Raw genomic sequence first — 23,419 nt, forward strand, 5'->3', positions numbered from 1 at the left:
CCGGCCGTGCTTCCGTGCGCGCCCATCATGAATCGGGCGTAAGTAATAAATCCCCTTCCGGGTGTTGACGTCCGTTGTCCGTTTGATCACGCTTGTGGTCAGCGATTCGCCGTGAGGGGACGGCGAGGGCCTCGGTGACGGAGGTCCTTGCCGGGCGCGGATCGTGATTCGGCGTCGGATCCCTCAGGGGCGAGGGGAGTCGACGAGGGTCCCCCCGCCCGGTGGGTCGAGGGCGGGGAGGCACGCCGAAGTCGGATGGCGGTGCGCGGTGCCGTGCTCGGGGCGGACGGCCGCGCGCCGCCGGCCGACCTCGTCCGGGCGGCGGGCCCCGGGCCGTCAGAGAACCGCCACCGGGGCCACCGGCGTCCCCGTCCCGCCGACGAACGGCTCGGGCATCGCCGACAGCAGGAACGCGTAGCGGCCCGCTTCTCCACAGGCTGTGGACAACTCTTCGAGATTCCAGTTCTGGCCCTGCAGCATCCCCATCTCGACCAGGTGGAGCGCGTGCACGGGCAGCCACAGATCGTCGATCTCCGGTGGGAAGACCTCGAACGTGAGGGTGTCGTTGGCGACGGCCGCCACGTCGCGCGCGTGGAACCACTCCGGCGTACGCACCGACAGTCCCGGCGACGGGAACCCGTACCCCTGCCGGTCGCCCGCCAGGTAGACCTGGACCTGCCCCGTCCGCACCAGCACGATGTCCCCGGCGCGCACGCGCGTGCCGGCGAACTCCTCGGCCGCCTCCAGGTCCTTTGGCGTCACCGCGTGGCCGCCCGCCAGCCGGTCGACGCCACGCGCGCGTGCCACGTCCAGCAGCACTCCGCGCGAGACGACGTGCCGCGCCTTGTCGATGCCGCTGAACTCGGCTCCGCCGTGCGCGGTGACACTGGCCGCCGGGCGGCCGTTGTAGACCTTTCCCGAGTGCGACACATGGGTCAGCGCGTCCCAGTGCGTGCCCGCCTGCAGGCCCATCGTCACGGCGTCGTCGCTGCACGCCACCGTCCCCGGGCCGAAGATCTCCTGGTTGATCTGCACCATCGTGTGCAGCGGGTTGATCCGTCCCGGGATCAGACCCGTCTGCACCCCGTCCTCCCGCAGCGGGAGGGCGAGCGGGACGCGACGTCCGGAGCGGACCTCGGCCGCCGCCGCGCGGACGACGTCGTCGGTGACGAGGTTCAGCGTGCCGATCTCGTCGCCCGCCCCCCAGCGCCCCCAGTTGTTGACGCGCTTGGCGATGTCGTGGAACTCGGCCGGCAGTGTCATTCCATGCCTCCCCGGGGCTTGTCCCCGACTGTCCGACAGGTCAATCTGGTCCTCGCGTCTAGAATCTAACGGACCGTCAGAAACTGTGGGAGGGGGCTGGGCATGGCGAACTTCCTGGCCGGCAGGACCATCGCCGTCACGGGTGCGGGACGAGGCATCGGGCGGGCGGTGGCGCTCGCCGCCGCCGCGGAGGGCGCACGGGTCGTCGTCAACGACTACGGCGTGGCGGTGGACGGGGCCGCGCCCACGAGTGAGGTCGCCGAAGCCGTCGTCAAGGAGATCGAGGCGGCCGGCGGCGAAGCCGTGGCCGTCGCCGACGACATCTCCACCATGGCCGGCGGCCGCCGGCTGGTCGACGTGGCGGTGAAGTCGTACGGGCGGCTCGACGGAGTCGTGTGCGTGGCCGGCATCCTGCGCGAGCGGATGCTGTTCAACATGTCCGAGGAGGAGTGGGACCCGGTCGTCGCCACCCATCTGAAGGGCACGTTCACCGTGTTCCGCGCCGCCTCCGCGGTGATGCGCGAACAGCGCGGCGGCACACTGATCGGCTTCACCAGCGGAAACCACCAGGGATCCGTGTCGCAGGCCAACTACAGCGCGGCCAAGGGCGGCATCATCTCCCTGGTGCGCAGCGCCGCGCTCGGCCTGCACAAGTACGGGGTGACCGCCAACGCGGTCGCCCCCGTGGCCCGTACGCGCATGTCGGCCGGGGTGCCGACGGAACTGTCGGAGATCGGCGAACCGGAGGACGTGGCCGCGTTCGTGGTCTACCTGCTGTCGGACCGCGCGCGGGACGCCGGGATCACTGGGCAGGTGTACACCGTCGCCGGCCCGAAGATCGCGGTGTGGGCGCAGCCCAGGGAACTCCGCTCGGTCTACGCGGAGGGGGGCTCCTGGACGCCCGAACGGATCGCACAGTCCCTGCCCGCGTCCGTGGGGGTCGATCCCATGCCGATGCTGGCGCGGCTGGAGGAGATGGCCCGCGCCGCACGGGAGGGAAGCCGGCCCAACGCCCGGTGACCGGCCCGGGGACGCGCCCGGACCGGCGGGCGCGAGCGCGCAACCGGGGCCGGCGTGCGGTCGCCCCTTCTCGAGGAGGTCAGCGTGGATTTCGGATTCAGCTCGGCGGACGACTCCTTCCGCGTCGAAGCACGGGACTGGTTGGCCGCACACGCGCCGCAGGCCGCCGGCCGGCGGGCCTGGGAGCGGATGCTCGGGACGGCGGGGTGGATCGGCCTAGGCTGGCCGCAGGGCGGGTACGGGAACCGGACCGGGAGCCTCACCCAGCAGGTCGCCTGGGCCGAGGAGTACGCCAGGTCGGGCGCGCCGCCGCGCTCCGGGCACATCGGGGAGAACCTGCTCGCGCCCACCCTGCTCGCGCACGGCACCGCCGAGCAGAAGGCCCGCTTCCTGCCGCCGGTCGCCGCCGGCGAGGAGCTGTGGTGCCAGGGATACAGCGAGCCCGGCGCCGGTTCCGACCTCGCCGGCGTCCGCACGCGCGCCGAACCCAACCCCGGCGCAGGGTCGTACCGCGTCACCGGCCAGAAGATCTGGACCTCCCTCGCCCACGAGGCCGACTGGTGCTTCGTCCTCGCACGCACCGACCCGCAGTCGCGGCGGCACCACGGCCTGACGTTCCTCCTCGTGCCCATGGACCAGCCGGGCCGGATCGAGGTACGGCCGATCCGGCAGCTGACCGGAACCAGCGACTTCAACGAGGTCTTCTTCGACGGGGCGCACGCGCGCGCGGAGCACGTCGTCGGCGCGCCGGGAGACGGCTGGCGGGTCGCGATGAGCCTGCTCGGCTTCGAGCGCGGCGTGTCGACCCTCGCCCAGCAGATCGGCTTCGCCCAGGAACTGGGGCGCGTCGTGCGCGCCGCCGTGGAGACGGGCGCGGCCGGCGACCCCGTCGTGCGCGAGCGGCTGGTGCGTCTGTGGGCGGAGCTGCGGACCATGCGGTGGAACGCGCTGCGGACGCTGGGCGGCACGGGCGGGCCGGGCGCGCCGAGCGTGGCCAAGCTGCTGTGGGCGGGCTGGCACCAGCGGCTCGGAGAGGTCGCCGTGCAGGTGCGGGGCGCGGCCGCGAGCGTCGGACCGGCCGACTGGACGCCTGCCGCGCCGTACGAACTCGACGACGCCCAGCACCTCTTCCTGTTCTCCCGGGCCGACACGATCTACGGCGGCTCGGACCAGATCCAGCGCACGATCATCGCCGAGCGCGTGCTCGGCCTGCCCAGGCAGCCCAAGGGATGAGGCAGAGGGGAGCAGCGTGATGCGAGGCGTGGTGTTCGACGGGAAGCGGGTCGAGGTCGTCGACGACCTGGAGGTGCGGGACCCGGGCCCGGGGGAGGTGCTCGTCGCGGTCGCCGCGGCGGGGCTGTGCCACAGCGACCTGTCGGTCGTCGACGGGACGATCCCGTTCCCGGCGCCCGTCGTCCTCGGCCACGAGGGCGCCGGCGAGGTCGCGGCGGTGGGCGCCGGGGTCACGCACGTCGTGCCCGGAGACCATGTAGCGCTGTCCACGCTCGCCAACTGCGGCGCCTGCGCGGAGTGCGACCGGGGCCGCCCCACGATGTGCCGGCAGGCGATCGGGCGGCCCGGGAGACCGTTCACGCGCGCGGGACGCCCCCTCTTCCAGTTCGCGGCCAACTCCGCCTTCGCCGAACGGACGGTGGTCAAGGCCGTGCAGGCGGTGCCGATCCCGAAGGACGTCCCGCTGACGTCCGCCGCGCTGATCGGGTGCGGGGTGCTGACCGGCGTCGGCGCCGTGCTGAACCGCGCGCGCGTGGGCCACGGCGAGAGCGTCGTCGTCATCGGAACGGGCGGGATCGGGCTCAACGTGCTGCAGGGCGCGCGGATCGCGGGCGCCCTGCGGATCGTCGCCGTCGACGCGAACCCGGCGAAGGAGACGGCGGCCCGACAGTTCGGGGCCACGCACTTCCTGACGTCGGCCGACGGCGTGCGGGAGGTGCTGCCGACGGGCGCGGACCACGTCTTCGAGTGCGTGGGCCGCGTCGAGCTGATCCGGACGGCCGTCGACCTGCTCGACCGGCACGGGCAGGCGGTGCTGCTCGGGGTGCCGCCGGCTACGGCCGAGGCGTCCTTCCTCGTCTCCTCGCTGTTCCTGGACAAGTCGATCCTGGGCTGCCGCTACGGCGCCTCGCGCCCCCAGCGGGACGTCGCCCTGTACGCGGAGCTGTACCGCGAGGGCCGGCTGCTGCTCGACGAACTCGTCACCCGGACCTACCCGGTAGAGGACTTCGAGAAGGCCGCGGCGGACGCCGAGGAGGGACGGGTGGCACGAGCCGTGCTCACCTTCTGACGAGCGGCGGGGCCGGGGGTGAGGGTTGCCCACAGGCTGCGGAAAAAGTCCGGGACGGTGTCGGCACCGGCCCCTACGGTCGTCCCATGAGCTACCGCGATGTTGCCTCCCGGCAGGTCCTGGTCTGGGCCTGCACCGCCGTCGGCGCCCGCATGCCGGTGGCCATGGCCCCGCTGGCCCTGGTGTTCCTGGTGCGCGAACGTCCCGGCGGCTACTCGCTGGGAGCGGCCCTCGCGGCGGCCTACGTCATCGGTGAGATCGTGGGCGCTCCCGTGCTCGGGCTGCGGCTGCGCCCCGACCGGGCCCGCCTGCACCTGGCCGGGGGGCTGGTCTGCGGCGCCGTCGGCTTCGCGGGACCGGGGGCGGCGCCGGACGCGCCTCCGGCGGTGCTGTGCGGTTTCGCGGTTCTGGCCGGGGCCGCTCCCGCCGCCGCCACGGGCGCGCTGCGCACCCTGCTCACCGCGCTGGTGCCGGAGCGGGCGGCGAGCCAGGCGCTGTCGCTGGAGTCGATGCTCATGGCCGGGGTCTGGGCCGTGTCTCCGGCCGCCGTCGCCGGTCTGGCCCTCGGCGTCGCTCCGCGTGTCCCGTTGCTGCTGGCCGCCGCGTTGATGGTGTCGTCGGTCGCGGGTCTGTGGCTGCTTCCGGCCGGCTGGGGCGGGGAGAGCGGCACGGGGAGTGGCCGGGCGGCCGGAATGCCGCTGCTGCGGGTGCTGACCGAAGTCTGGCCGGTGTACGTCACGGGCGCGGCGAGCCTCGCCCTGCTCGGGCTGGCCGAACTCGTGCTGCCGGCCCTGCTCGAGCAGCGCGGCATCGGCGTGGGCTGGTCCGGCCCGCTGCTGACCGGCATGGCGGTGGGCGGGGGCATCGGCGGCTTCGTCCACGGCCTGCGGGTCTGGCCCGGGCTGCTGCGCACCCGCAGCGTGGTGCTGATGGCCGGGGTGTCGGTGTGCGTGACGACGGCCGCCCTGTCGCCGTCCGCCCTGGCGATGGCCGCGGCGCTGGTGGTGGGGGGCACGCTCCAGTCGGGTGCGATGCTCACCCGCAATCTTTCGCTGCGCGACGCCCTGCCGCCCGATGCCCTGGCCGCGGGCTACTCGGTCATGTACGCGGCCGCGGGCGCGGGTTACGCGGCGACGGGCTCGCTGGCCGGCGGGCTGCTGCGGGCGGTAGCGCCGTCCACGGCGATGCTGGCGGGGGTGGGGCTGACCCTGGCGCTCACCGCGGTCGGCTGGTGGGGCGAGGCCCGTGCGGCCGCACGGGCCTCGCGGGATGCCCGCCGGGCCGCGGACTTCGCCGAGGCGGAGGTCACGGGTCCCGCCGCCGGTGTGGAGGGCATGGGGGCGCGGGGCGTGGAGGGCTGTGGGTAGCTGGGGGCGCGGGCGGGGCAGGCGGAGGCAGCGGGCGAGGTAAAGGCGGGGAGGCGGTGTGCGGGCCGGGGTCAGCGGACGGCGTCGGTTCGGGTGGGGGCGGGTCGGGTGGTGTCGGGTCGGGTGGTGTCGGCGGTGCGGAAGGTGCGGCGGTAGGCGGTCGGGGTGACGCCGAGCGCCGCCTGCAGGTGCTGGCGCATCGACTGGGCGGTGCCGAAACCGGCGTCCCGGGCGATCCGGTCGACGGACAGGCCGCTGGACTCCAGCAGGTGCCGGGCCCGTTCGACCCGCTGCTGGGTGAGCCACTGGCCGGGGCTGATGCCGACCTCCTCGCGGAAGCGGCGGGTGAACGTGCGCACCGACATGGCCTCCCGTTCGGCCATGTCGCGCAACTGGATCGGCTCGTGCAGGCGGCCGAGCGCCCAGGCGCGGGCGGCGGTCGTGGTGGCCTGCTGCGGGTCGGGCACCGGCCGTGCGATGTACTGGGCCTGGCCGCCGTCGCGGTGCGGCGGCACGACCGTGCGGCGGGCCACGTCGTTGGCGACGGCGGTGCCGTGGTCGCGGCGGACCATGTGCAGGCACAGGTCGACGCCGGCGGCGACGCCGGCCGAGGTGAGCACGTCGCCGTCGTCGACGAACAGCACGTCCGGATCGACCCTGATCTGCGGGAAGAGCCGCTGGAGGTGTTCGGCGTCGGCCCAGTGCGTGGTCGCGGGACGCCCGTCGAGGAAGCCGGCCGCGGCCAGCACGTACACGCCGGTGCAGATGGAGGCGAGCCGGGCGCCGGGCCTGATGTGGGCGAGGGCGGCGGCGAGTTCGGGAGTGAGGACGCCCTCCTCGAAGACCGGGCCGAGCTCGTAGCTGGCCGGGACGATCACGGTGTCGGCGGTGGCCAGGGCCTCGGGACCGTGCTCGACCATGATCGCGAAGTCGGCGTCCGTCTCGACGGGGCCGGGCGGGCGCACGGAGCAGGTGACGACCTCGTACAGCAGCCGTCCGCGGGCGTCCCTGGGGCGGCCGAAGATGCGGTGCGGGATGCCCAGCTCGAAGGGCAGCAGGCCGTCCAGGGCGAGGACGACGACGCGATGGGGGCGGGGGGCGTGCTCGACGGGCATGGCCCGATCCTAGCGAACGCTGACCTTCGGGCCACTCGTCCGTCCCGCCCGGATGTCCGAAGCTCGGTGGCGTGCCTCAGTCGACCGAGACCCGGGAATCCGCCGGGGAACAGCAGCCCGTGTCCGACCGCGTCCCCGGCCGTCGCCGCGGACAGATCCATCGCGCCTGGTTCGTCGCCGCCGTCACCTTCGTCACGATCATCGGCGCGGCGGCCTTCCGCTCGCTGCCCGGCCTGCTCATCGACCCTCTGCACGCGGAGTTCGGCTGGTCGCACGGCACGATCGGCGCGGCGGTCTCGATCAACCTGGCCCTGTACGGCCTCACCGCCCCGTTCGCGGCCGCCCTGATGGACCGGTTCGGCATCCGCCGGGTGGTCGCCGCGGCGCTGACCCTGATCTCGGCCGGCTCGCTGCTCACGGTGTGGATGACGGCGGCCTGGCAGCTGCTGCTGTACTGGGGCCTGCTGGTCGGCCTCGGCTCGGGGTCGATGGCGCTGGCCTTCGCCGCGACCGTCACCAACCGCTGGTTCACCGAACGCCGGGGACTGGTCACCGGCATCCTGACCGCCGCCTCCGCCTCCGGCCAGCTGATCTTCCTGCCGGTGCTGTCCTGGACGGTCACCCGCTACGAGTGGCGCCCCGCGGCCGTCACCGTCGCGCTGGCCGCGCTCACCGTCGTCCCCTTCGTGTGGCTGCTGCTGCGCGACCATCCGGCGGACGTGGGCCAGAAGGCGTACGGCGCAAGGGAGTTCACGCCGAAGCCGCCGCCGGTGCGGGGCGCGGCACGGCGCACGCTGCGCGTCCTGTCCTCGGCGGTGCGCACCGGCCCGTTCTGGCTGCTGGCCGGCACCTTCGCGATCTGCGGCGCCTCGACGAACGGCCTGGTGCAGACCCACTTCGTGCCCGCGGCGCACGACCACGGCATGCCGGTGACGGCCGCCGCCTCGCTGCTGGCAGTGATCGGCGTCTTCGACGTGGTCGGCACGATCGCCTCCGGCTGGTTCACGGACCGCTTCGAGCCGCGCCGGCTGCTGGCGGTGTACTACGCGCTGCGCGGCCTGTCGCTGTTGTTCCTCCCGATGCTGCTGGGACCGTCCGTGCATCCGCCGATGGTCTTCTTCATCGTCTTCTACGGCCTCGACTGGGTCGCCACCGTGCCGCCCACCCTCGCCCTGTGCCGCGAGCACTACGGCGAGGACAGCGCCATCGTCTTCGGCTGGGTGCTGGCCTCCCACCAGCTGGGCGCGGCCGTGGTGGCCTTCCTGGGCGGTGCGGCGCGGGACGCCTTCGGCTCGTACGACGTCGTCTGGTACGGGTCGGGCGCGCTGTGCGCGGCGGCGGCGCTGATGGCCCTCGTGATCCGCCGCCGGCCGGCCACGGCGGCCCTCGCGCCCGCGGCAGCCTGAGCGCACGGTGACGGCCGGGGCGTACGGCCCCGGCCCGGGCGTACGGGCGTTGTGTCGCGCGTACGGGCGTTGCGTCGGGTCGCCCGCGCTGCGCAACCGCTCCCGGCCGGACACTCCGCGTACTGTGTGACTACATTCAGTGACGGGCGGCCGGGCTGCTGAGCGTCGTCCCGCCGTCCGCTGTCCGTGGAGGCGATTGATGACGTCGTTGGCCCGTCGTGACGTGCTGAAGTGCCTGCCGGTCGTGGCCGGCGCGGCCGTGACCGGGACGGCCGTGACGACCGGGACGGCGGCGGCCGGCGCGGTCCCCTCGCGTGCGGTCGCCCGGCCGGCGGCAGGCGCCGGGTTCCCGCAGCCGGAGACGCGCCGGGCGGACCCGGACACGGGGCGGCTGGTCACCGGACTGACCGTCGCGTTCACCGAGCTGGCGGTACCCGGCGCGGGCAGTGTGCTCACCCGCACCTACGAGGGGTCGGTCCCGGGGCCGACGCTGCGGGTGCGGCCCGGCGAGACCCTGGACATCACGCAGGTCAACGCGCTGCCGCCGAACGCCGATGCGAGGCGGGCAGGGCACGAGGACATGAACGTCCCGCATCACTTCAACACCTTCAACCTGCACACCCACGGCATGCACGTGGACCCCTCGGGCGAGTCGGACAACGTCTTCCGCGCGTTCGAACCCGCCGACGCTCCGGGGGGCACGACCGCCCACCGCAGCGTCGTCGACGTCCCGGAGGGCCATCCGGCGGGGACCTTCTGGTACCACCCCCACCTCCACGGATCCACGGCGAGCCAGCTGCTCAGCGGGATGGCGGGCGTGCTCGTCGTCGAGGGGGACGTGGACGAGGTGCCCGAGATCGCCGCGGCCAAGGAGGTCGTCGTCTGCGTCAGCGAGCTCAAACTGTCCGGCGGACGCGTGCCGGACCTGACCTCGCACGGCGTCTGGGACGACATCACCTCGACGTTCCTGGTCAACGGGGCGAAGAACCCCGTCCTGACCATCGCCCCCGGCGAGATCCAGCGCTGGCGGGTCGTCAACGCCGGAGCCCTCACCGCTCACTTCCTCAGCGTGGCCGGCCAGGAGGTGCACCAGATCGCCTGTGACGGCGTCACCTTCACGAAACCGGTCGCCACCACCGGGGTGACCCTTCCCATGGGCGGACGGGTGGACCTGCTGGTCCGCGGCGGCCGGCCCGGCACCTACAAGGTGACCGGCGGAGGGCCCTCCCAGCACCTGCTGACGCTCGTCGTCACCGGCGCCCCCCGCAAGATGTCGCTGCCGGCCGCCCTGCCGGGCCGGCGCACCGAGCTGCCCGAGCCGACCCGCACCCGGACGCTGATCTTCCGCAGCTACGAGAAAGTCTTCTCAGGCGCCTTCCCGAACGCCTACCGGATCCTGGGCGACGGCGAGACGCCGCCCGCCGACGCCCGGGCCGGCCGTGACGACTCCGCCTGGGGACGCCTCTCCGCCGACTACGTCAACCAGCGCGTGCGGCTGGGCGAGGTCGAGGAGTGGACGATCGTCAACGACTCCCACGCCCACAGCCATCACCCCTTCCACCTGCACACCAACCACTTCCTCCTCACGGCCGTCGACAACCGGGAGCTGGCCACGCCGGTCTGGCACGACACCGTCGCCGTCCCGCCGAACGGTTCGATCACCCTCCGGCTGCGGGCAGAGGACTTCACGGGACGTTCGATGCTGCACTGCCACCAGCTCCAGCACGGCGACGAGGGCATGATGCAGATCGTCGAGTACGTGCGCTGAGCGGCCCGCGCGCCGGCCGCCCGCCCGCCGGCGGCAGTGCGCCGGCGGTCAGCGGAACCGGCCCCGGTGGAACAGCAGGGGCGCCTCGTCCGCGCCGTCGGCCGTGCCGAGGGCGTTCACCCGGCCGACGACGATGAGGTGGTCGCCGCCCGTGTGCACGGCGTGGATCGTGCAGTCGATCCACGCGAGGGCGCCGGCGAGGCGGGGCGCGCCGGAGACCGGCGCCGGATCGTGGTCGACGCCCGCGAACTTGTCCGTGCCGCTCGCCGCGAAGGCGCGGCACAGCGCCTGCTGGCCCGCGCCGAGGACGTTGACGCAGAAGACGCCCGCGCGGGCGATCCGCGGCCAGGTCGTGGACGTCCGGGCGACCATGAAGGCGACCAGGGGCGGGTCGAGGGAGAGCGAGGAGAACGACTGGCAGGCGAAGCCGGCGGGGGAGCCCTCCTCGGCGGCGGCCGGCGCCGTCACGACCGTCACGCCCGAGGCGAAGCTCCCGAGCACACGGCGGAACTCGCCCGCGTCCACCGGCGCCCGCTCGTCCTCCCGGACACAGCGCAGCTCGGGCCGCGGCAGCGGTTCGACCGGCCGGCCCTCCGCCCGCAGATACCGCACGGCCGCGGCCGCCATTCCCGCATGTCCCATCACATCCCCATTGAAGCTGACGATTCGTCAGATAGGAAGGGGTGTGCGAGACCAGGGCGCGCAGGTCCCGGGTCCCCCGCGGTCAGCGGCGTCAGCGGCCCCGGAAGGCCGCCGCGCGGCGTTCCGCGAAGCTGCGCACGCCCTCCTGGGCGTCCGCCGTCGTCATGTTGATCTCCTGGGCGGCGGCCTCCGCGGCGAAGGCGGTCGCGCGGTCGGCGTCGAGGGAGGCGTTGACGAGCTGCTTGGTCAGGGCCAGGGCGCGGGTCGGGCCGGCGGCCAGCCGGGCCGCCCACTCGCGGGCCGTCTTGTCCAGTTCGCCGTCCGGGACGACCCGGTTGACCAGGCCGAGGCGTTCCGCGTCGGCCGCGGTGAGCGCGTCGCCGAAGAACATCAGCTCCTTGGCGCGTTGCGGGCCCACCAGGCGGGGGAGCAGATAGGCGCCGCCGCCGTCGGGGACCAGGCCGCGGCGGACGAACACCTCGATGAAACGGGCCGACTCGGCGGCCAGCACCAGATCGCAGGCGAGCGCGAGGTGCGCGCCCAGGCCGGCGGCCGTGCCGTTCACGGCGGCGACGACCGGCTTCTCGCAGTCCAGCACCGCGGCGACCAGGCGCTGGGCGCCCACCCGGAGGGTGCGCGCCACGTCCCCCGCGACCCGCTCGCCGGCCGTCGCCCCGCCCCGCAGGTCCGCCCCCGCGCAGAACCCGCGGCCCGTGCCGGTGAGGACCACCGCCCGCACCTCGGGGTCGGCGGACGCCTCCGCGAGCAGCGCGATCAGTCGGTCGCGCTGCTCCGGGGCGAGGGCGTTGAGCGCCTCGGGGCGGTTGAGGGTGAGGCGGGTGACGTGGTCGTCCGTCGTGGTCAGGATCGAGGGGGCGGGCATGCGTGTCCTCCGTTTCCGCTGGGGCGAACAGCCGGGGGGGCGGCCCCGCCCCTCGTCCCGGCACCGACCGTGACGGGTCCCGGGCCTCGGCCGCGCGGCGGACCTCACCGGCACACCGCCAGCGCGTCCAGCGCCACCGCGCCCTGCCCGCACGGCAGCACCACCAGCGGGTTGATGTCGAGCTCGGCGAGGTCGCCGCCGAGCTCCAGGGCCATGCGCTGCACCCGAAGCACGACCTCGACCAATGCGTCCACGTCGGCCGGCGGACGGCCGCGGACGCCGTTCAGCAGCGCCCGTCCGCGCAGGTCGTCGAGCATCGCGCGGGCCTGGTCCTCGCCGAACGGCGGCACCCGTACGGCGGCGTCCCGCAGGACCTCCACCAGCACTCCGCCCAGGCCGACCGTCACCGTCGGGCCGAACAGCTCGTCATGGGTGACGCCGACCACCGTCTCCACGCCCCGCTCGACCATCTGGCACACCAGGACGCCGTCCAGCGAGACGCCCTCGTAGCGGGCGATGTCGGTCAGCTCGCGGTAGGCGTCGCGGACCTGGCTCGCCGAGGTCAGGCCGATCTTCACCAGGCCCAGCTCCGTCTTGTGGGCGATCTGCGCGCCGGACGCCTTCATCACCACCGGGTAGCCGACCAGCCCCGCGGCCCGCACGGCAGCCGCCGCACTGGTCACCAGCTGCTCGCGGGGGACCCGGATGCCGTACGCGCGCAGCAGCTGCTTCGCCGCGTGCTCGCTCAGCTGCTGCCCGGGCCGCATCAGCAGCTGCGCCTTGCGGTAGGACGGCGACAGGGTGCGGGGGGCCTCGTCGAAGGGCGAGCGGTAGTCGCTCACGAAACGGTGGTGCCGCAGATGGGCGCGGACGGCCGTGATGCAGTTGGCCAGGGTACGGAAGGTCGCCACCCGGGAGGACCCGAGCAGCACGTCGCGGTAGGCCGGTTCGGTGCCCACCGGGGATCCCCAGACCACGCACACCAGCTTGTCGGTGTGCTCGGCGGCGTCCACCAGATCCCGCACGAGACGGTCGCTCAGCGGCGGGAACGGGCCGGTGATCGGGCAGATCAGAACGCCCACCCCGGGGTCGTCGAGAATCGCGTCGATGATCTTCCGGCCGCGTTCGTCGCCGACCGGATGGCCGCCGTTGTCGACCGGGTTGGCCACGTTCAGGTACTCGGGGATCCACTGGTGCAGCTCGGCCTGCTTCGCGGCCGACAGGGTGGGCAGCTCGAGGCCGGCCGTCGTCGCCAGGTCGGCCGCGTGGGCGCCGGTGCCGCCCGAGATGGAGTAGATCACCACGCCGGACGCCCGCGGCGGCCGGGCGCGCGCCAGCAGGGCCGCCGTGTCCTGGAGTTCGTCCAGGCCGTCGACGCGGATCACGCCGTACTGCCGCATCGCCGCGTCGACGACCTCGTCCGCGCCGGTCAGCTTTCCGGTGTGGGTGGCGGCGGTGCGGGCGCCGGTCTCGGTGCGGCCCACCTTGACCGCGACGACCGGCACCCCGCGCCGGGCGGCGCGGTCGGCGGCGAGGAGGAAGGAGCGGCCGTCCTTCAGGCCCTCGACGTAGCAGGCGATCGCGCCGACCTCCGGGCGCTCGGCGAAGTAGGAGAGGAAGTCCGCGGTCTCCAGGTCTGCCTCGTTGCCGGTCGGCGCCCAGTGGGAGAGACGTACACCGAGCTCCTGCAGTGCGAAGACCGGGCGGCCCTGGTGCCCGGACTGGGTGATGAGCGCGATCGACGGTCCGGTGAGATCGTCGCGGAACCGCTCGAAGGCGTTGAGGTTGGTGTTCGGGCCGAGAAGGCGGATGCCGGACCGCTCCACGGCCGCTGCCAGCCGCTCCTGCTCGGCCGCCCCCGCCTCGCCCGTCTCCGCGAAGCCGGAGGCGAAGACGACGGCGAACTTCACCTTCGTCTCCGCGAGCCCTTCGATCACCGGCACCGGGTCGGCGACCAGCAGGACGGCCAGATCGACCTGTTCGGGCAGCTCCGCGACGGAGGGGAAGCAGGGGATGCCGAAGACGGTGGCCCGGGTGGGGTGCACGGGATGCAGCCGCGCCCCCACCCGCTCGGCCCAGTCCACCAGTTGCCGGGTGACACCGGTGTTCGGGCGGCCTTCGGCGTCCGAGGCGCCGACGACCGCGACCGACTCAGGCCGGAAGAACCGGTCCAGGTCGGGGACGTCCGCGTAGAGCGGACGGCCGCTGACGTCGAGGTCGTCCGCCTGGGCCGGCCTGCCGTGGACGGCGGGCCCGGGTTGCTCGCCGCACGCGATGACCCGGGCCCGGCGGGAGTCGGTGGTGAGGGTGCCGTGGGTTGATCCAAGCATCGGTCCGCCCGCTCCTGTGTGACTGCCATGGGTGACTGTCAAGTAACTGACGCTCTGTCAGGTTACATTCCTGACGGACCGTCAGGAATGGTCGTGCACACAGTCGTCCACACCGAAACGAACGGAGGCGGCCGGACCGGACCGTCCCCGCCGTGCCGTCGGCGCACCCCGCCGACACCCTGCGGGTACTCCGCCTACAGCGCCGCCAGCACCTCCCTGGCCACCCGCTCGCCCGACCGCACCGCGCCGTCCATGAAGCCCATCCAGTGGACGGAGGTCTCCGTGCCGGCCCAGTGGATGCCGCCGACGGGCCGGCGCAGGGCCGGACCGTACTGGGTCAGCACGCCGGGCGCGCCGATGGAGACGGGGCCGCCGCGGGTGTAGGCCTCGTTGTTCCAGCGTTGCAGCACGAAGGAGGTCGGGGAGGCCGCTTTCGCGCCGAAGTACGTCACGTAGTCCTTCAGGACCGCGGCCTTGACCTCGGCCTCGCTCGCCGCGTCCAGCTTGCGGGCCTCGTCGGCCTCGATGAAGCCCATCAGCGCGCCGTACGAGGCGTCCGGCGGGGAGTTGTCGAAGGTCGAGCTGATCACGCCGGTGTCGCTGACCACCTGGCCGTTGAGGCCGTCCGCGCGCCAGAAGGGGGTGTCGTAGATCGCGATCGCCTTGCCCACCGAGGCCATCGGGAGGCGCTGGGTGAGCTGGTCGCGGTCGGCGGGCAGCAGCGGGTCGTACGTGATGCGCGCGGCGAGCGGCGGCGGCACGGCGACGACGACGCGCTTGGCGGTGACGGTGAGGCCGTCGGCCGTGACGACGTACTTGCCGCCGGACCGGCTGATCGTGCGCACGGGCGCGTTCAGCGCCACCCGGTCGCCGAGCGTCGCCGCGAGCTTGACCGGCACCAGCTGGGAGCCGCCGACGAAGCGCAGCTCCTGGGCGCCGTTCGCGGTCTCGGTGAGGCGCTCGAGGGTGCCGGGGGTCGACTCGTTGCCGGCGGCGGCGATGTAGAAGAGCACGAAGAGCAGCGACAGTTCACGGGGCTCGGCCGAGAAGATCGACGTGCAGGCCACGTCCAGCAGGAACTTGGCGGACGGGACGACGGCGTTGGCGCGCAGCCAGCTCTCGAAGGTCTGCCGGTCCCATTCCTCGGCCTTGGCCGCGGTCCAGGGCGCGTCGACCGGGACCGTCTTGGCCATGTCGTCCAGCGAGGCCTGCACGATCGCCGCGTTGGCGAGGCCCGCGACGTCGACCGGCGGGACCGAGCCGAGCGGGCCGTCCGTGGCGTACGGGGTCTTCTTGCCGTCCTTGTAGAGCAGGTTCTTGCCGGTGTTGTAGGTGGGGAAGGTGGCCACGCCCAGGGAGTCGGCGAGCGCCTTGATGCGGTCCTGGGTCGGGCCGATGAACTCGCCGCCGCCCTCGGTCACCCCGCCGTTCGCCAGGGGCAGGTTGACCACCCGGCCGCCCACGCGGTCGCGGGCCTCCAGGACGACGACCGTGCGGCCCGCGGCCACCAGGTCGCGGGCCGCGGTGAGGCCGGCCAGTCCGGCGCCGACGATCGCGACGTCGACGTCGCGGGTGGCCGCGGCGGCCGGACCGCCGGCGGTCGCGGTGAGAGCGGTCGCGCCGGCGGCCACGGCGGCCGTGCGGCCGAGCAGGGAGCGGCGGGACATTCTGGCGGTCGACTGGCTTTCACTTGCCACGTGCGTCCTCCGACGAGCTTGGGGAGCGAGAGGGGCTGGAAGAGGGTGGAACCTGAAAGATGAACAGGTCTCACATTCTGGCTCCGCGAGAGGGCGCGCGACAACGTTCTCGCCACATCTGGCACAGGTGTAACGAGCAGGTGATGCAGGGGAGTTACCGGTGGTTACACCAGTGGTCGCAAAGATTGCGCGGAGTCACCGGCTCCGGCGGCGCACCGCCTTGGCGATCCGCTCCGCGTCCCTCGCCAGCTCGCGGAGCGTGCCGCTGATGGGGGTGGTGTAGCCGGTGAAGAACAGGCCGGGGGCGTCGGCCGGGGTCCGGGGGCCGTGCGCCACGGGTCTGCCCTCGTCGTCGAGCACGCCGAGGTGGCCGACCAGGCCCTCCAGGGCACGGACGTACCCGGTGGCCGCGACGACGGCGTCCGGGGAGATCCGGGAGCCGTCGGCGAGCAGCACCTCGCCGCCGTCCGCGAAGCCCTCGACGGCGGCCACGATCTCCACCCGCCCCTTGCGCACGGCGTCGATCAGGCCGACGTCCTGCACCGGGATCGCGCCCTGCCGGGCCCGGGTGTACAGGCCGGTGTCGGGACGCGGCAGTCCGTGCGCGGACAGGTCGGGAATGCTCGCCTTCGCCATCACCCGCGAGATCCGGTCGACGAGGGCGACCGGGAGCCGCCGGATCATGATGCCGCTGTACTGGGCGGCCCAGCCGGCGGTCGAGCGGCGCACGATGTGCGGGACCGTGCGCACCGCCAGCCGCACCCGTCCCGCGCCGTTCTCCACCAGGTCGACGGCGATCTCCGCGCCGGTGTTGCCCACGCCGACGACGAGGACGTCCCGGCCGGCGTACTCCTTGCCGCTGCGGTAGTCGGCGGCGTGCGTCAGGTCGCCCGTGAACGCGTCGCGGCCGGGCCACCGGGGCAGGTGCGGGGTGTGGTTGTAGCCGGTGGCGACGACGACCGCCGAGCCGACGAGCTCACGCCCGCCGGTGGCGCGCAGCAGCCAGCCGTCGCCGTCGGGGGTGCGCTCGACGCGGGAGACCTCGACGCCGGTGACGATCTCCAGCTCATGGACCTCCGCGTACTTCTCGAGGTAGCGCACCAGGTCGTCGCGGGCCACCCACCGCCCGAAACGGCGCGGTATCGCCAGTCCGGGCAGGGCCGAAAGGCGCCGGGTGGTGTGCAGATGCAGCCGGTCGTAGTGGCGGCGCCAGGACGCGCCCACCGTGTCGGCCTTCTCCACGACGACGGCCCGTATGCCCTGGGCACGCAGTGCGTACGCGGTGGCAAGTCCGCCGGGGCCGCCGCCGATGACGTAGACGGGGCGGTCGGCCGGGTTCGCGGCAGTGATCGCCTGGGGGGCCGGGCGCGGTGCGGAGTCTTCCATAAGCGCGAGCGTATTCACGCAGGACGTTGATGGGTCTCGGTCAAGACCGGAATTGGTTGCGGATCGATCACGCATGCGTGAGATGCGGGTGGAGCCGGTGACGTAGACCACTCGCTTGTGTGTGAACGGAGAAAGAGGCGTTGCCTCTTGGCCGTCCCTTGGCAGTGCCGCGCCCCGCGGCTTCTCGTGGGGTTCCCGTGCATCGGCATCTGACGTACCGTCAGATTTATGGATGCTATCTGGCTCGGCGGGGCCGAGTGGCTGGCGGTGCTGCGGATCGGGCTCGGGCTGTGGTGGCTGGAGAGCTGGCGGCACAAGGACAAGAAGGCCTGGTTCGAGAGCGGCGCCGGCATCGGCTGGGCGGCGGACGTGGCCGCGAAGCACCGCTGGGGCGCTGTCCGTTCCGGGTTCGCCGCGGTGGTGCAGCCCCGCCCGCGCCTCATGGCGTACGTCGTGGTCTACGCCGAGTTATCGCTCGGTCTCGGCCTGGTCCTCGGGTTCCTCACCCCGGTCGCCCTCGCCGGGGGCCTGCTGCTCAACCTGCTCTACCTCGTTCTCATGATCCATGACTGGGCCGAGCAGGGGCAGAACTCGATGATGGCGCTGATCTCGGCGGTCGGGCTGGGCGGGATGGCCTGGCAGACATGGTCCCTGGACAGCGCGCTGGGGTGGTTCCGATGAGCACGCCCGCCCGGTACGACCTGCCCGAGGCAGACGCCTTCACCCGCACCTACTGGGACGCCGCCGCCGAGGGACGGCTGCTGATCCGGCGCTGCGGCGCCTGCGCGCGGGCCCACCACTACCCCCGCGAGTTCTGCCCGCACTGCTGGAGCGAGGACGTCACCTGGGAGGACGCGAGCGGCCGGGCCACCCTTTACACCTGGTCCGTCGTCCACCGCAACGACCTGCCGCCCTTCGGGGAGCGCACGCCGTACGTCGCGGCCATGGTCGATCTCGCGGAGGGGCCGCGCATGTCGACGGAGCTGGTCGGAGGAGCCGAGCCGCGCGCGGGCATGGCGCTGACGGTGGCCTTCCGGGACGGGGCGCCGGTGTTCCGGGCGGTGGCCGAGGGGTCGCCCGCGCGCTGAAGGGCCGCCCGCGCAGGTTCGGACCGGTGTTCAATGATCGGGTGACCGATATCCGTCAGCCCTCCGCCACGCCCTCGACGACGCCCGCGCCCTCTTCGCCGCCCGCGCTGCCCGCCGCGCCCGTCGTCGACGGCCACGGGCTGCGGCTGCGGGTCTGGGACCCGGAGTCCGCAGCCGACGTGGACGCCTGGCTGTGCGGGCTCACCGATCCGGAGTTCCTGCGCTGGAACACTCCGCTGCGGATGGTTTCGGACGCCGCCAGTGCGCGGGAGTCACTGGAGAGCAAGACGGCGGATGCCGCCGCCGGACGCTCGATGACGTTCTGCGTCACGGACGCGGCCGACGGCACGATTCTCGGGCAGGTCGGCGTCAGCGCGATCGAACGCGTGCCGAGCCACGCCAGCGTCGGCTACTGGGTGCTTCCAAAGGCGCGGGGCCGGCACGTCGCCACCCGCTCGCTGCTGCTCGCGGCCCGGTGGGCGTTCGCCGAGATCGGACTGCACCGGCTGGAGCTGGGCCACGCCCTCGGCCACGACGCCTCCTGCCGGATCGCCGAGCGCTGCGGGTTCCGTTACGAGGGAACCCTGCGCGGGGCGATGTGGGAGGCCGGCCGCCGGGACGCCTTCCGGGACGTCCACGCGCACGGCCGGCTGGCGACCGACCCCGAGCCCGAGTCCCCCTGACGGCGAGGTAATTGGCAGGCGGGGAGCGGCCCTCGCGCGTCACGATGGGCCATGCGCCCTGACGACTGGCACCTCACCCACGACCTCGACGCGTTCCTCGAGCGCGCCGGCGACTTCCTGCGCTCCCGCCCCGCGCTGCACACGGTCCCGCTGACCGTCGTCGACAGCCTGCGCCGCAGGGGCCCGCACGTGTACGGCACGGAAGACCCCCTGTTCGGCGCGCTCGACACGGGCGACGGCGTCACGGGGGTCTTCTTCCGCACGCCCCCGCACCGGCTCAACCTCACGTCTCTGACCGAGGAGGGGGCCGAAGCCCTCGCCGAGCGGCTGGCCGCCGACGGGCACCGCTTCCCCGGGGTGTCCGCGGACCGCGACACCGCCGCCCTCTTCGCGGCGGCCTGGGGACGCAGGACCGGCGTCGAGTCGCGGCCGGTCGAGCGGCAACGCCTCTACCGGCTGGGTGAGTTGACCTCCCCGGGACCGGTTCCGGAAGGCCGTGCGCGGGTCGCCGCAGCAGCCGACCGCGACCTGCTGACGCGTTGGCACGACGCGTTCATGGAGGACACGGGCGCGCACAACGGCCAGGACGCCGGCGCCTGGGCCGACTCCCGGATCGCCTACGGCGGGATCACCCTCTGGGAGACGCCCGACGGCACCCCCGTCGCCATGTCCGGCGTCACCCCGGAAGTGGCCGGCCAGGTGCGGGTCGCCCCCGTCTACACCCCGCCCGCACTGCGCGGCCGCGGCTACGCGGGCGCGGCGACCGTCGAGGTGAGCCGCGCGGCGCAGGCCTCCGGCGCGGCGGAGATCCTTCTTTTCACCGACCTCGCCAACCCGACGAGCAACGGCCTCTACCAGCGCATCGGCTACCGCCCGGTGACGGACTTCGCGGTGCACGCGTTCGGGTAGGGGCCGTGGGCGACTCGCGTTCCCTCCTCCGTTCGGGTGGAGGGGGCGGGCCTTTGAGCGCGGGCCCTGGAGACCGCGTCGCAGCGTCAGCGCCTGACGGCCACTGGGAGGTTCGCTTCGCCGACGCGGCCTCGGCGAAGGGCTGGGAGAACCCGGCGCAGCAGCCGCGCGAGAACACCTTTCGCGCATGGACCGTCATGCGCACCGAACCCGTACCTGCCGTCGAGACACCCCGCCATCACCGTCTCAAGGGCAGCCTGGCGCACGGCACCCACCGAGGGCGGACCTGCCATCAAGCGTAGATAGAGGTGACCGGGGCCGGGCGCGTCTGGTGCCTCCTCGACACATCCCGCGACACCTGCTGGATCACTTTCGCCGGGACCGGGCACCCGCGTGCCACCGACCGGCCCTGAGGGCGGCCTCAGGGCCACAGCCGGTCGGTGGACCAGGCGTCGCCCGTGCGGCGGTAGCGCAGGCGGGTGTGGCGGCGGGCGGCGTCGCCCTGGAAGAACTCCGCCTCGTCCGGGCGCAGCCGGTACAGCGTCCACGTCGGGGACTTGGCCGTCGGGTGGGCGCGGGCGTGCTCCCAGGCCGCCTCCGACGCCGCCGTCAGCTCCTCCGCCGAGGCCAGGACGTCGCTCTGCCGTCCGGTCAGGGCGGCGGCCAGCGCGCCGGTGGAGCGGGCGTGCAGGTCGGCCTGGGCCTCCTCGGAGGGGGCGGAGGTGACCGGGCCGCGGACCCGGACCTGGCGGCCCAGCACCGGCCAGTAGAAGGTGAGGGCCGCGTACGGGCGGGCGGCGAGCTGACGGCCCTTGCTGCTGGTGGCGTGGGTGGCGAAGGACCAGCCGGCCGCGTCCGCGCCGTGCAGCATGACGATCCGGGCGTCGGGCAGCCCCTCCCCGTCCGAGGTGGACAGGGTCATCGTGTGCGGTTCGCGCTCGCCTGCCGCGCTCGCCTGCGCGAACCACCGCGTGAAGAGGGACACCGGGTCGGCGGGGGCCGCCGACGCGTCGAACGGCGGCAGCTCCGTCACCTCCGGGTCCCACACCCGCAGCGTCCTCAGCAGTTCATGAAGATCCTCGGTCATGCACCGAGTATCCGGTCAGTGCCGGGCGAACTGGACCCGGGTCGGCTGCACCGCGTCCGGCCGGACCGAGATCCCGTCGACGGTCAGCCGCTCCCCGTAGATGTCGGTGAGCCGGATCGCGCCGCCGCAGCCGGTGCCGTGCTCGGAGAGGAAGTAGTTGTAGTCGGTGCGCGCCAGCCGGATCCAGGAGCCGCCGCTGCGGACCTCGAGCCGGGCCAGCGGGTTGCGGTGGCCGATCGCCTGGATGCCGCACCAGTACCGGCTGGAGCCGATCTTGTAGCGGATCGAGATGGTGTCCGACGTGGCCGGGCTCACCAGGCTCCAGGTGATCGGGATGCGGCCCGCCGAGAGCGGGGCGAGCTTGGCGAAGGCCTGCCGGCTGAGGTCGAGCTGACCGGGGGCGCAGGGCGCCGGGCACTCGTTGGTGATCCGGACCGTGATGGACGCCCCGCCCGCCGCGCGGACGGCCACGTACGCGCCGCACGCCTTCGACGTCTCGTAGTCGGCGGTGTTCATCGCCGCGGTCATCACGTCGGAGGTCGGGCCGAAGAGGCAGGCGCCGTTGCCGTCGGCGGCGTCGTAGGAGGTGGCGACGCCGGAGTAGGAGGCGCCGGGCCGGATCCGTCCGGCGAGCGGCCCCGCGCCGGAGGCCGCCCGTGCGGCGGGCGCGGGGGCCTTCGCCGAGGCCCGCTTGGACGGGGTGGCGGAGGCAGTCGTCGTCCCGCTCGCGGTCGGGCTCGGGCTCGCGGACGCCGAGGACGACGTGGACGGCGACGGCGAGGCGGACGTCCCCGCCGACGACGGCGTCGCCGACCCGCTCACCCGGGCGCCGGCGACGGGCGCGGCCGCCTCCCGCACGTCGTCGCTGCCGCCGCCCGGGCGGAAGGCCACGGCCAGGGACACGACGAGCGCGACGGCGGCCACGGCCACCACGGTGATCACGGGGACGCGGGCCTTGCGCCGTTCGGGGCGGTGGGAACGGCGGTGCGGGGAAGCTGCCACGGGAGAAGTCCTTACGCGTTTCGGCGGAGCCCGTCCGGCAGACGACCCTCCCGGACGCGGAGACCCCCGGACACGAAGGCCTCCGTCCCCTCAGTGGCCGCCGCCCCACGAAAGGTTGCCGCCCCTCCCGAAAAAGATCGCCGCCCCCGACTCGCCCCGGCCCGCGCTCCCGATTCGTCCCCCGGCCCGCGCTCCCGCCCCGGCCGCGCGGGTTCCCGCGCCGCCGTCGGCTTCGGCGTTCCGGCCGTCCCGGACGGCGGCCGCAGTTGCGCTTCTGCGCGGTCTCGCCGCACGGTCACTCCCGGCCCAGCACCACCGTGCCCGAGGAGCAGAACCAGCCACCGGTGCCGCAGGCCACGCCCAGACGGGGCAGACCGCCGTCACGGGCGTGCACCTGACGCGGGCCCGCCTCGCCCCGCAACTGCCGTACCGCTTCCACCAGCAGGAACAGGCCGCGCATTCCCGGGTGTTGGGCCGACAGGCCGCCTCCGTCCGTGTTGACGGGCAGGGCGCCGCCCTCGACCCGCAGCCGGCCCTTCTCCACGAACGGGCCGCCCTCGCCCTTCGCGCAGAAGCCCAGGTCCTCGAGGGTCACCAGCGTCATGTAGGTGAACGCGTCGTAGATCTGGGCGAAGTCCATCTCGTCCGGACGCACCCCCGCCCGGGCGAAGGCCAGCCGGCCCGAGGTCGCGGCCGGGGAGACCGTGAAGTCCTCCCACTCGGACATCGAGGCGTGCGAGACGTGCTCTCCCGTGCCCAGGATCCACACCGGCGCCGTGCGGCAGTCCCGCACGTACTCCTCGGCGGCCAGCAGCACCGCCGCGCCCCCGTCGGAGCGGACACAGCAGTGCAGCTTGGTGAAGGGGTCGGCGATCACGGGCCCGGCGAGCACCTCGTCGACCGTGACCGGGGTGCGGAACATCGCCTCCGGGTTCAGCGCCGCGTTCGCCCTCGCCTGTACGGCGACCTCCGCCAGCTGCTCGATCGTCGTGCCGTACTCGTGCATGTGGCGGCGGGCGGCCATCGCGTACTTGGCGATCAGGGTGTGCCCGTAGGGCGCCTCGAACTGGAGCGGGCCGCGTGCGCCGAAGGCGAACGTGCCGGCGCGGCGGCCCGCCCTGATGTCGGCCCGGGGCGTCGCGCCGTACGCCAGCAGGACGGCGTTCGCGTGGCCGGCGGCGATCGCGTCGGCGGCGTGCGCCGCCATCACCTCCCAGGTCGCGCCGCCGACCGACGTGGAGTCGACCCAGGTGGGCCGCAGGCCCAGGTAGTCGGCCAGCTCGACCGGGGCGAGCGTGCCCAGGCCGGCGGAGGCGAAGCCGTCCACCGTCTCCCGCCCGAGCCCCGCGTCCGCCAGCGCCCGGCGGGCCGCCTGGGCGTGCAGGGCGTGCGGGGTCGCCTCGTCGACCCGGCCGCAGTCGGAGAGTGCGACGCCGACGACGGCCACGTTCCGGGTCCGCACGGTCATGAG

Annotated in this window: 20 protein-coding genes; 10 read left to right on the forward strand and 10 right to left on the reverse strand. The window is 73.9% G+C overall.

The window, feature by feature from the left end; all coding sequences use genetic code 11:
* Window positions 1-336: 336 nt before the first annotated feature.
* On the reverse strand, window positions 337-1,263 hold the full coding sequence (locus ACH4ZA_RS07180) for a cyclase family protein (protein WP_319276069.1): 927 nt from the start codon (window positions 1,261-1,263) through the stop codon (window positions 337-339).
* Window positions 1,264-1,365: 102 nt separating this feature from the next.
* On the opposite strand from ACH4ZA_RS07180, the gene ACH4ZA_RS07185 reads away from it, so the two are divergent.
* From ACH4ZA_RS07185 to ACH4ZA_RS07200, 4 genes are all read left to right on the forward strand, one after another.
* A complete protein-coding gene (locus ACH4ZA_RS07185; protein WP_319276070.1) occupies window positions 1,366-2,283 on the forward strand; it encodes an SDR family oxidoreductase in 918 nt (305 codons plus the stop codon).
* An 84-nt stretch (window positions 2,284-2,367) separates the two neighbouring features.
* Window positions 2,368-3,516, forward strand: coding sequence for an acyl-CoA dehydrogenase family protein (locus ACH4ZA_RS07190; RefSeq protein WP_398428388.1), 1,149 nt, complete (start codon window positions 2,368-2,370; stop codon window positions 3,514-3,516).
* Window positions 3,517-3,535: 19 nt separating this feature from the next.
* On the forward strand, window positions 3,536-4,585 hold the full coding sequence (locus ACH4ZA_RS07195) for a Zn-dependent alcohol dehydrogenase (protein ID WP_319276072.1): 1,050 nt from the start codon (window positions 3,536-3,538) through the stop codon (window positions 4,583-4,585).
* An 86-nt stretch (window positions 4,586-4,671) separates the two neighbouring features.
* Window positions 4,672-5,952, forward strand: coding sequence for an MFS transporter (locus ACH4ZA_RS07200; protein WP_319276073.1), 1,281 nt, complete (start codon window positions 4,672-4,674; stop codon window positions 5,950-5,952).
* 71 nt (window positions 5,953-6,023) lie between these two features.
* Here the strand turns inward: ACH4ZA_RS07200 and ACH4ZA_RS07205 are convergent, their stop codons facing one another.
* On the reverse strand, window positions 6,024-7,067 hold the full coding sequence (locus ACH4ZA_RS07205; RefSeq protein ID WP_398428389.1) for a GlxA family transcriptional regulator: 1,044 nt from the start codon (window positions 7,065-7,067) through the stop codon (window positions 6,024-6,026).
* Between the two features lie 71 nt (window positions 7,068-7,138).
* Here ACH4ZA_RS07205 and ACH4ZA_RS07210 point away from each other — a divergent pair, with 71 nt between their 5' ends.
* A complete protein-coding gene (locus ACH4ZA_RS07210; RefSeq protein WP_398428391.1) occupies window positions 7,139-8,473 on the forward strand; it encodes an MFS transporter in 1,335 nt (444 codons plus the stop codon).
* A gap of 199 nt (window positions 8,474-8,672) precedes the next feature.
* A complete protein-coding gene (locus ACH4ZA_RS07215; protein ID WP_398428392.1) occupies window positions 8,673-10,241 on the forward strand; it encodes a multicopper oxidase family protein in 1,569 nt (522 codons plus the stop codon).
* Window positions 10,242-10,289: 48 nt separating this feature from the next.
* Here ACH4ZA_RS07215 and ACH4ZA_RS07220 read toward each other — a convergent pair whose 3' ends face one another.
* From ACH4ZA_RS07220 to ACH4ZA_RS07240, 5 genes are all read right to left on the reverse strand, one after another.
* On the reverse strand, window positions 10,290-10,883 hold the full coding sequence (locus tag ACH4ZA_RS07220) for a flavin reductase family protein (protein WP_319276076.1): 594 nt from the start codon (window positions 10,881-10,883) through the stop codon (window positions 10,290-10,292).
* A gap of 91 nt (window positions 10,884-10,974) precedes the next feature.
* Window positions 10,975-11,766 carry an enoyl-CoA hydratase/isomerase family protein gene (locus tag ACH4ZA_RS07225; RefSeq protein ID WP_398428394.1) on the reverse strand — a complete coding sequence of 264 codons (792 nt, stop codon included), beginning with the start codon at window positions 11,764-11,766 and terminating at the stop codon, window positions 10,975-10,977.
* 104 nt (window positions 11,767-11,870) lie between these two features.
* Entirely contained in the window at window positions 11,871-14,096 is a 2,226-nt protein-coding gene (locus ACH4ZA_RS07230; RefSeq protein WP_398428395.1) for an acetate--CoA ligase family protein, read from the reverse strand.
* 194 nt (window positions 14,097-14,290) lie between these two features.
* The gene (locus ACH4ZA_RS07235) at window positions 14,291-15,763 is read right to left on the reverse strand and encodes a flavin monoamine oxidase family protein (RefSeq protein WP_398428562.1); all 1,473 of its coding nucleotides are present in this window, start codon (window positions 15,761-15,763) and stop codon (window positions 14,291-14,293) included.
* A 225-nt stretch (window positions 15,764-15,988) separates the two neighbouring features.
* On the reverse strand, window positions 15,989-17,179 hold the full coding sequence (locus ACH4ZA_RS07240) for a flavin-containing monooxygenase (RefSeq protein WP_398428397.1): 1,191 nt from the start codon (window positions 17,177-17,179) through the stop codon (window positions 15,989-15,991).
* Between the two features lie 228 nt (window positions 17,180-17,407).
* Between ACH4ZA_RS07240 and ACH4ZA_RS07245 the strand changes: the two genes are divergently transcribed.
* The 4 genes from ACH4ZA_RS07245 to ACH4ZA_RS07260 are packed head-to-tail and all read left to right on the forward strand — an operon-like array spanning window position 17,408 to window position 19,859.
* Entirely contained in the window at window positions 17,408-17,860 is a 453-nt protein-coding gene (locus tag ACH4ZA_RS07245; RefSeq protein ID WP_398428398.1) for a DoxX family protein, read from the forward strand.
* The gene (locus ACH4ZA_RS07250; RefSeq protein ID WP_319276081.1) at window positions 17,857-18,267 is read left to right on the forward strand and encodes an OB-fold domain-containing protein; all 411 of its coding nucleotides are present in this window, start codon (window positions 17,857-17,859) and stop codon (window positions 18,265-18,267) included. Before ACH4ZA_RS07245 ends, ACH4ZA_RS07250 begins: the two co-directional genes overlap by 4 nt.
* 41 nt (window positions 18,268-18,308) lie before the next feature.
* Window positions 18,309-18,950 (forward strand): GNAT family N-acetyltransferase, encoded by a 642-nt coding sequence (locus ACH4ZA_RS07255; protein ID WP_398428400.1) that lies wholly within the window; start codon window positions 18,309-18,311, stop codon window positions 18,948-18,950.
* A gap of 51 nt (window positions 18,951-19,001) precedes the next feature.
* Window positions 19,002-19,859 (forward strand): GNAT family N-acetyltransferase, encoded by an 858-nt coding sequence (locus tag ACH4ZA_RS07260; RefSeq protein WP_398428401.1) that lies wholly within the window; start codon window positions 19,002-19,004, stop codon window positions 19,857-19,859.
* A gap of 421 nt (window positions 19,860-20,280) precedes the next feature.
* Here the strand turns inward: ACH4ZA_RS07260 and ACH4ZA_RS07265 are convergent, their stop codons facing one another.
* The 3 genes from ACH4ZA_RS07265 to ACH4ZA_RS07275 all read right to left on the reverse strand — a co-directional run bounded on the left by ACH4ZA_RS07265 (window position 20,281) and on the right by ACH4ZA_RS07275 (window position 23,416).
* Window positions 20,281-20,946, reverse strand: coding sequence for a pyridoxal 5'-phosphate synthase (locus ACH4ZA_RS07265; protein ID WP_398428403.1), 666 nt, complete (start codon window positions 20,944-20,946; stop codon window positions 20,281-20,283).
* 15 nt (window positions 20,947-20,961) lie between these two features.
* Complete coding sequence (locus ACH4ZA_RS07270; RefSeq protein ID WP_319276085.1) at window positions 20,962-21,948, reverse strand: expansin EXLX1 family cellulose-binding protein; 987 nt, start codon at window positions 21,946-21,948, stop codon at window positions 20,962-20,964.
* Between the two features lie 295 nt (window positions 21,949-22,243).
* A complete protein-coding gene (locus ACH4ZA_RS07275; protein ID WP_319276086.1) occupies window positions 22,244-23,416 on the reverse strand; it encodes a thiolase C-terminal domain-containing protein in 1,173 nt (390 codons plus the stop codon).
* Window positions 23,417-23,419: the final 3 nt, after the last annotated feature.

The organism is Streptomyces sp. NPDC020597, from assembly GCF_044335095.1.
Taxonomy (GTDB): Bacteria; Actinomycetota; Actinomycetes; order Streptomycetales; family Streptomycetaceae; genus Streptomyces.